General features: G+C 64.8%; 7 protein-coding genes and 1 pseudogene. 3 read left to right on the forward strand and 5 right to left on the reverse strand.

Annotation, left to right across the window (positions count from 1 at the left end):
• Window positions 1-57: 57 nt before the first annotated feature.
• From ACPZMI_RS22180 to ACPZMI_RS22190, 3 genes and pseudogenes are all read right to left on the reverse strand, one after another.
• Window positions 58-1377, reverse strand: coding sequence for an LLM class flavin-dependent oxidoreductase (locus ACPZMI_RS22180; protein ID WP_426353082.1), 1320 nt, complete (start codon window positions 1375-1377; stop codon window positions 58-60).
• A gap of 9 nt (window positions 1378-1386) precedes the next feature.
• Window positions 1387-2340 (reverse strand): ABC transporter substrate-binding protein, encoded by a 954-nt coding sequence (locus tag ACPZMI_RS22185; protein WP_426353083.1) that lies wholly within the window; start codon window positions 2338-2340, stop codon window positions 1387-1389.
• A 75-nt stretch (window positions 2341-2415) separates the two neighbouring features.
• Window positions 2416-2517, reverse strand: a pseudogene (locus ACPZMI_RS22190) (hypothetical protein); the annotation flags it as partial.
• Between the two features lie 309 nt (window positions 2518-2826).
• Between ACPZMI_RS22190 and ACPZMI_RS22195 the strand changes: the two are divergent.
• Both ACPZMI_RS22195 and ACPZMI_RS22200 read left to right on the forward strand, forming a co-directional pair.
• Window positions 2827-3435, forward strand: coding sequence for a cysteine dioxygenase family protein (locus tag ACPZMI_RS22195; RefSeq protein ID WP_426353084.1), 609 nt, complete (start codon window positions 2827-2829; stop codon window positions 3433-3435).
• On the forward strand, window positions 3432-5015 hold the full coding sequence (locus tag ACPZMI_RS22200) for a rhodanese-related sulfurtransferase (protein WP_426353085.1): 1584 nt from the start codon (window positions 3432-3434) through the stop codon (window positions 5013-5015). The genes ACPZMI_RS22195 and ACPZMI_RS22200 overlap by 4 nt, the downstream gene beginning before the upstream one ends.
• A 31-nt stretch (window positions 5016-5046) precedes the next feature.
• On the opposite strand, the gene ACPZMI_RS22205 is transcribed toward ACPZMI_RS22200, so the two are convergent.
• Together ACPZMI_RS22205 and ACPZMI_RS22210 are read right to left on the reverse strand one after the other, a co-directional pair.
• Window positions 5047-5955, reverse strand: coding sequence for a LysR family transcriptional regulator (locus ACPZMI_RS22205; protein WP_426353086.1), 909 nt, complete (start codon window positions 5953-5955; stop codon window positions 5047-5049).
• Window positions 5952-6917, reverse strand: coding sequence for a GlxA family transcriptional regulator (locus ACPZMI_RS22210; protein ID WP_186719545.1), 966 nt, complete (start codon window positions 6915-6917; stop codon window positions 5952-5954). The genes ACPZMI_RS22205 and ACPZMI_RS22210 overlap by 4 nt, the downstream gene beginning before the upstream one ends.
• A gap of 102 nt (window positions 6918-7019) precedes the next feature.
• On the opposite strand from ACPZMI_RS22210, the gene ACPZMI_RS22215 reads away from it, so the two are divergent.
• Entirely contained in the window at window positions 7020-7805 is a 786-nt protein-coding gene (locus ACPZMI_RS22215; RefSeq protein ID WP_186664376.1) for an SDR family NAD(P)-dependent oxidoreductase, read from the forward strand.
• The last annotated feature ends 332 nt before the right edge of the window (window positions 7806-8137 follow it).

Here is an 8137-nt window from a genome sequence, read left to right on the forward strand (position 1 = left end):
GAAACGGGTTGCCGCTTCCGGAAATGGCCAGTGAGGCCATCGCCGAAGCGGCCAGGTTCAACCAGCGAAGCGCGGTATGGCTAGCCCCAGGCTCTCCCTCAGGGTCGTCCCTTCGTATGCCGTTCGGTAGACACCTCGCTCCTGTAGTAACGGCACCACCTCCTGGGTAAAGCGTCGGAACTGCCCCGGATGTCCGATGTAGATATTGAACCCGTCCAGCGCCCGGGCTTCGAACCAGTCGGCCATCTTCGCCGCCACCGTCTGCGCCGAGCCCACGAAGGCGCCTGGGCGTAGCTGGCGGCCGAACTCCACTGCCTGGCGCAGGCTGAAACCCTTGTCCCGCGCCTGGTCGGCGATGCGCTTGGCATTGGTGAAGAAACTGCTGCGGGCAAACTCGAGGCTCTGCTGCGGAAACGGCGCATCGAGGTCGTACTGGCTGAAATCGTGCCAACCGAAGTTACGCCCGAACTCCTTCAGCGCCAGCTCGAAGCTGTGATCGGCCTGATGATAGTGACGCTCGATCTCGCGGGCATGCTCGTCGGTATCACCTACATAGATTTCGGCCCCCGGTAGCACCAGCACCTGCTCAGGATCACGCCCCAGGCGTGCGGCGCGATCCTTCACGTCCCGGTAGAACGCCTGGCCCTGCTCGACGCTTGCAGCGTGGGTGAAGATCACGTCCGCCGTCGCCGCCCCCAGGTCACGCCCCTGCTCGGAATCCCCGGCCTGGAAGATCACCGGCTGGCCCTGGGGCGAGCGCTGGATGTTCAGCGGGCCGACCACCGAGAAGTGCTCACCCTTGTGATTGAGGCTGTGCAGCTTGGCGGGGTCGAGGAAGCGCCCGCTCTGGCGATCCCGTGGGAAGGCATCGTCTTCATAGGAATGCCAGAGCTTCTGCACCACCTCGACATGCTCGTGGGCACGACTGTAGCGGGTGTCGTAGTCGTAATGCTCATCCAGCCCATAGTTGCCGGCGGTGCCGGCATCGCCACTGGTGACCACGTTCCAACCGGCACGCCCCTTGCTGATCAGGTCCAGCGAGGCCAGGCGCCGAGCGACGTTGAACGGCGCGTTGTAGGAGGTGGTCAGTGTGCCGACCAGGCCGATATGACGGGTGCTGACAGCCACAGCCGAGAGCAGGGTCAGAGGTTCGAGGCGATTGAGGTAATGGGACGGCGAACCTGGCGTGATGAACTGACTGTCGACGATGAAGATCAGGTCGAACAGCGCAGCTTCTGCCTGGCGGGCAATATCGATGTACCAGTCGATATTGACGCTGGCGTCGGCAGGCAGCGCCGGGTCCAGCCACAGGTTGTGTCGGCCGGGGCCACCACAGCCCATGGTCAGGGCGCCCAGTTTGATCTGTCGCTTGCTCATGCCGGGGCCTCAGTGCTGGGTGACGGTGCTGTCCTGCAGCGCCGCCGAGAACGAAGTGTCGAACAGACTCGCGGCCGGATAGCCCTTGATCAGGCCAATGCCGGCAAAGAAGTCCACGGTCTTCTGCGCATCGGTGATCACCTGCGCGTTGAGCGGTGCCAGGTCGGTGCGCGCGCGGGCGAACCAGGCGCGGGCGATGTCGCCGTCGGCACGGGTACGCTTGGCCCAGGCGTCGGCGTACGCTTCGGTGTGCGCCGCGTCGCTCAGGGTCCATTGACGCGCCTTCTTCAGGCGCTGGAGGAAGTCGGCGATCTGCGCCCGCTTGTCCTGCACCGCCTTGGCATTGGCGACCACGAAACTCTGCGCCGGGATGATCCCTTCGGCCGTGGCCAGCACCCGTGCGCCCTGGCGCTCCTGCTGGGTGACATAAGGCTCCCAGGTCGCGATCACATCGACTGAGCCGCCATCCAGCGCATGGGAGGCGTCCAGGGCGCTGAGGTAGCGCAGCTCCAATGCGTCGCGGGGTACACCGGCCTTGTCAAGGGCGCTGAACAGCAGTTGCTGGCTCCAGGAACCTTTCCAGATCGCCGCGCGCTTGCCCTTGAGGTCGGCCAGGCTATGAATGTCAGAATCCTTGCGCGCGAGGATCGCCACGCCTTCGAGGTTCTGCCTCGACACCGCCACCACCTTGATCGGCGCCCCGAGTGCACCGAGGAACAACGGCGGTGCATCCCCCAACAGGCCGAGGTCGAGGCTGCCGACATTGAGCGCCTCGGCCACAGGGGAGCCGGCGGTGAACTGCTTCCACTCCAGGGTATAGGGCAAATCGTCAAGCACGCCGGCCGCTTCCATCACGGCACGGGCGTTGTAGCTCTGGTCGCCGACCACCAGGGTCTGCGCGGCAGCCACAAGGCTGATCGAGGTGGCCAGCACACCGGCGGCCAGTTGTTTGAGATAACGCACGTTCGTCTCCAGATGCCGCATCGGGCAAGTCAGGGCGATCCGCGCGTGCGGTCTCGTCGCGTGTAACAGTGAATGTCAGGCGTTGCGCGCTGCCACCTTGGCGCGGGTCAACGGAATCAGTTCGCGGCCATAGTTCTCGGCGTCGGCCAGCGGGTCGAAGCCGCGAATGAGAAAGCTGGTCTCCGATGACAGGCGATGGCCGATCATGCCGATGAATTGAACGCTCATTGCAGGTGTCCCAAGGTCAGTTAGGTTTTTATAGCGTTTGAATCTAATTGCCGACTTACTTATACGCTAACCACTTGATCACACCCTGTGAAATTCGTTTTAGGCATAACCTAATGCATTCAAAATGCAGATTTCGCAGATCATGCCACGCCACTTTTAAATACTTGTTTTGCATATTAGCTTATGAGTAATTTGAATTTTGAGAATATTCAGGCAGTTGCTAGGGTTTACCTATGATCGTCAGCCCGAGCCTGAACCATGAGCCAGACACCGCGCCTGGAGCGCCTGCGCCACTTCATTGGCGAACTCTCCGACCTGTTGGACCGCAACCCCGACGAAGCCACCCTGCTCGACCAGGGCCAAAACCTGCTGCACAGCCTGGTCGCACATGACGACTGGTTGCCCGAAGCCCTTGCCCAGCCGGACCCGACCCGCTACCAGCAATACCTGCTGCATTGCGATTCGCGCCAGCGCTTCTCGGTGGTCAGCTTCGTCTGGGGCCCAGGCCAGAGCACGCCGATCCATGACCACCGTGTCTGGGGGTTGATCGGTATGTTGCGCGGTGCCGAATACGCCCAAGGCTTCACCCGCGACGCCCATGGCGCCCTGGTGGCGCAGGGCGAGCGGCTGCGGATCGACCCTGGCCACGTGGAAGCGGTGTCACCGCGCATCGGCGATATCCATCAGGTCAGCAACGCCTTCGACGACCGGGTCTCGATCAGCATCCATGTCTACGGCGCCAACATCGGTGCGGTCAGCCGCGCCGTATACCTGCCCGACGGTAGCGAGAAGCCGTTCATCTCCGGTTATTCCAACACCAGCCTGCCCAACATCTGGGACCTGTCCAAAGAGAACCCTGCCCCATGACCCGCCTCAGCACCCGCAGTTTTCATGACCTTCGCACCGCCCTGCTGGCCCAGGAAGAAGTCGCCCTGATCGACCTGCGCGAAGAAGACCCCTTCGCCCAGGCGCATCCGCTGTTCGCGGCCAACATCCCGCTTTCGAAGCTGGAACTGGAAATTTTCGCCCGCGTGCCACGCCGAGACACCGCCATCACCGTCTACGACGATGGCGAGGGGCTGTCGGCCATCGCTGTCGAGCGGCTGCAGGCGCTGGGCTACAGCGATGTGGCGGTGCTCGAAGGTGGGCTTGGCGGTTGGCGCGATGCCGGCGGCGAGCTGTTTCGCGACGTCAACGTACCCAGCAAAGCGTTCGGCGAACTGGTGGAGAGTGTGCGCCACACGCCCTCGCTGGCCGCCGAAGAGGTCCAGGCCCTGCTCGACAGCCAGGCCGACGTGGTGGTGCTCGACGCCCGGCGCTTCGATGAATACCAGACCATGAGCATTCCTGGAGGCATCAGCGTGCCCGGCGCCGAACTGGTGCTGCGCGTCGCCGAACTGGCACCGGATCCAGCGACGCGGGTGATCGTCAACTGCGCGGGGCGCACCCGCAGCATCATCGGCACACAATCGCTGGTCAACGCCGGCATCCCCAACCCGGTGGCAGCGCTGCGCAACGGCACCATCGGCTGGACACTGGCCGGTCAACAACTGGCCCACGGCCAGGCGCAGCGCTTCGCCGAGGTCGGCGACAGCACCCGCAGCAGCGCTGCCGAGCGCGCCCGCGCCGTCGCCGACCGGGCCGGAGTGCGACGCCTGGACCGCCAGGGCCTGGCCACCTGGCAGGCAGAGACTGCGCGCACCACCTATCTGTTCGACGTGCGCACACCCGAGGAATACGTTGCCGGGCACCTGCCCGACAGCCGCTGCACGCCCGGTGGCCAGTTGGTGCAGGAAACCGATCACAACGCCAGCGTACGCGGCGCCCGCATCGTGCTGGTCGATGACGACGGCGTGCGTGCCAACATGAGCGCTTCGTGGCTCGCGCAGATGGGCTGGGAAGTGGCGGTGCTCGACGGCCTGAGCAAGGCCGACTTCAGCGAAACCGGCGAATGGCAGGCACCCCGCCCGGCACTTGCGCGCAATACCGAGATCGACGTCGAGCAATTGCAGGCCTGGCTGGCCGAGGAAGGCACCGTCTTGCTGGACTTCACCGCCAGCGCCAACTACGTCAAGCGCCACATCCCAGGTGCTTATTGGGCGATCCGCGCGCAGTTGCCCGAGGCCCTGGAGCGCCTGCCCAAGGCCGAGCGCTACGTGCTGACCTGCGGCAGCAGCCTGCTGGCAAGCTTTGCCGCCACCGACCTGCAAGCCCTGACGCGCACACCGGTCTACCTGCTGACAGGCGGCACGGCGAGCTGGATCGCCGCCGGCAAGCCACTGGAAACAGGTGAGACGCGCCTGGCGGTGGAGCGTACCGACCGCTACCGCCGGCCATACGAAGGGACCGACAACCCGCGTGAAGCCATGCAAGGCTACCTCGACTGGGAGTTCGGTCTGATCGCGCAACTGAAGCGTGATGGCACCCACGGCTTCAATGTGCTGTGAACCGAAGCGCTGTGGCTGCAGGCCTATCCGCTCATGCGAGGTACGCCTGCAGCTTCAGCGTCAGAAACCCATGCAAGCGCCGCACCGCCGGGCTCAGCGACTGTCGGTGCGCGCATACCAGTTGCAGCGGCGCCGCCTGCCCTGCATGGTCCGACAGCAACTCCACCAGCCTTCCGGCGCGAATGTCCTCGAGCACATCCAGGCGCGACTTGTAAACCACACCGAGCCCTGCCACCGCCCAGCGTCGCACGATATCGGCATCGTCGCTGCAGCGGTCGCCACTGACCAGTACCGTGGTCATTGCGCCTGCATTCTCGAAACTCCAGCGTTCGTGGATCTGCTCACCCATTACATAACGCAGGCAGTTGTGCCCGGCCAGCGCCTGCGGAGTCTGCGGCGCGCCATGGCGGGCGATATAGGACGGTGCTGCACAGAGCGTACGCCGGTTATCGGCGGCCAGCGGCAAGGCCACCAGGCTGGAGTCCCCCAGCAGCCCGTAGCGGATGCTGGCATCCAGTTGCTCGCCAAATAGATCGGCCACCTGGTCGCTGACCCGCAGGCGCATGTCGAGTCGTGGATATTCGGCCTGAAACTCCGTCAGCCAGGGCAACAGCAGGTTGCGCCCCAGGTCCGACGGCATCGACAACCGCAGTGGCCCCGCCAGTTCGGCGCGTGCTTGCTCCAGCGCCATCTCACCGTCGACCAGCGCGTCCAGGGCCTGACGCGCGTGAGGCAGATAACGCTCGCCATCGTCCGACAGGCGCAGACGGCGTGTCGAGCGCACCAACAGACGAATCCCCAGGCTGTGCTCCAGGCGCTGCAACGCGGCGCTGGCCAGAGCCGGCGAGATGTCCAACTGCCGCGCTGCCGCTGAAAGCCCACCGGCCTCGACAGTGGTGACGAACACCTGCAGGTCGTCCATGCGCACCCGCTTCTTCATGCGACGACTCCGTCACGTTCCACACGCCGCGCATCACGACGTATCGCCTGGGGCGGAATACCGAACCCGCGTACAAAAGCCTCGCGCAAATGCCGACGGTCGCGAAATCCTGTCTCGCGCGCCACCACATCCAGGCTGTGGCGACTCTGCTCGATCATCAGCCGCGCCGCCTCCAGGCGCAGGCCCTCGATGGCTCGCGCCGGCGATTGCCCGGTTTCGGCAGTGAACACCCGGCTGAACTGGCGCGGGCTCAGGTGCGCAACCTCGGCCAGTTCCTCGACGCTCAGCGGCCGCCGCAGGTGCTGGCGAGCGTACTCGAGCACGCTCTGCATGCGGTCGGTGCGCGGTGCCAGGTCGAGCAGCTGCGAATGTTGCGACTGGCCTCCCGAGCGACGCTGGTGCATCACCAGCCGATGCGCAACGGCTCGTGCGAGCTCATGGCCGTGATCCTGCTCGAGCATGCCCAGGGCCATGTCGATACAGGCGGTCATGCCGGCGGACGTCCAGATGTTGCCATCGGCAATGAAGATGCGGTCGTCCTCTACCTGGATCGCCGGGTGCATCTGCCGCAGCTCCCGGGCGTAGACCCAATGCGTGGTCGCCCGACGCCCGTCGAGCAGGCCGGCTGCCGCCAAGGTGAAGGCCCCCGTACAGATCCCGGCGGTACGCCGCGCCTGCTCGCCCAGCCGACGCACCAGGTCCACGCTGGCCGCATCGGCAGGTGAGGCGATCGGCGACAATGTGCCCGCCACCAGCCAGGTGTCGGCATGCCCCGGGGTATCGACCGCCTGGGTCTGCAACTGCATACCCAGCGACGACACCAGCACACCGCCGGCCACGCTGTAGTTGCCCAAGGCGTAGAGGCGCTTGCCCGTCAGCACATTGGCGAACTCGAACACCGACTGCGACGCCAGCGCCATGACTTGGAACCTTTCACACAACAGATAGCCGACCCGATGCATGACGCACCTCGCTTGATGTCCTGAAAACGTACTATATGTGTCATTTGCGCCACAAGCAAAGCCGCGCATCATCGCTGCAACCCCACCCACGGAGCAGCAACCATGACTCGTACAGCCCTCATCACTGGCGCCTCTACCGGCATTGGCGCACTCTACGCCGAACACCTGGCCCGCCGTGGCCACGACCTGATCCTGGTCGCCCGCAACCGCGAACGCCTCAATCAACTGGCCTCGCGCCTGAGCAGCCAGACCGGGCGCAGCGTCGAAGTCCTGCCGGCAGACCTGGCCGACAGCCAGGATCTGGCGCGCATCGAAACCCGCCTGCGCGAAGATGCCAGCATCGGCCTGCTGGTCAACAACGCGGGTATCGGCACCCACACCGCGCTGCTGGAAAGCGACGTCGAGCAGATGACCCGCATGATCACCCTGAACATCACCGCCCTCACCCGCCTGACCTATGCTGCGGTGCCTGGCTTCGTCGAGCGCGGCGAGGGTGCGCTGATCAACATCTCCTCAGTGGTCAGCCTGCTGCCGGAACTGCTCAATGGCGTGTATGGCGGCAGCAAGGCCTACGTCACCGCCTTCACCCAGAGCCTGCACAAGGAGCTGGCCGACAAAGGCGTGCAGGTCCAGGCCGTGCTGCCCGGCGCCACCGCTACCGATTTCTGGAGCATCGGCGGCCTGCCGGTGGAGCACCTGGATCCGGCGATCGTCATGACTGCGCAGGACCTAGTGGAAGCGGCACTGGCCGATTTCGACGCCAAGCGCCTGATCTCGATTCCGTCGCTGCACGAGTTCGAACGCTTTGAGGCGTTCGAGGCCAGCCGTCAGGCGTTGAACGGGCACCTGTCGAATCAACAACTGGCGCCGCGTTATCGTCAGGGTTGATCGGGCTGTGCGATTGCGTGGGGCTGACAGGTGCTTGCCGAAAGCTTTTTAGGGCCTGTGAGATCGAGCGCCGCCCGCGCGGCGCTTCGCGGGCAAGCCCGCTCCCACAGTTTGTTTCGGGCCAATGAATCCTGTGACATTTTCGCGCGACCCCTTTGGCGCACGGCGCGATATCGAGTCGTACACACCAGGCGGTCGCGCGCCTGTGGCACAGGCATAACTGGCCCGAAACAAATGTAGGAGCGGGCTTGCCCGCGAAGCGCCGCGCGGGCGGCGCTCGATCTCATAGGCACTAAAGAACTTTCGGCAAGCACCTCTCAGCCCTCACGCAA

The sequence above is a fragment of the Pseudomonas wayambapalatensis genome, assembly GCF_049942315.1.
In the GTDB taxonomy this organism is placed as follows: domain Bacteria; phylum Pseudomonadota; class Gammaproteobacteria; order Pseudomonadales; family Pseudomonadaceae; genus Aquipseudomonas; species Aquipseudomonas wayambapalatensis.

Coding starts and splice junctions, on each gene's coding strand:
- ACPZMI_RS22180 (WP_426353082.1), bottom strand. CDS start 1,377: ATGAGCAAGCGACAGATCAAACTGGGCGCCCTGACCATGGGCTGTGGT.
- ACPZMI_RS22195 (WP_426353084.1), top strand. CDS start 2,827: ATGAGCCAGACACCGCGCCTGGAGCGCCTGCGCCACTTCATTGGCGAA.
- ACPZMI_RS22210 (WP_186719545.1), bottom strand. CDS start 6,917: ATGCATCGGGTCGGCTATCTGTTGTGTGAAAGGTTCCAAGTCATGGCG.
- ACPZMI_RS22215 (WP_186664376.1), top strand. CDS start 7,020: ATGACTCGTACAGCCCTCATCACTGGCGCCTCTACCGGCATTGGCGCA.
- ACPZMI_RS22205 (WP_426353086.1), bottom strand. CDS start 5,955: ATGAAGAAGCGGGTGCGCATGGACGACCTGCAGGTGTTCGTCACCACT.
- ACPZMI_RS22200 (WP_426353085.1), top strand. CDS start 3,432: ATGACCCGCCTCAGCACCCGCAGTTTTCATGACCTTCGCACCGCCCTG.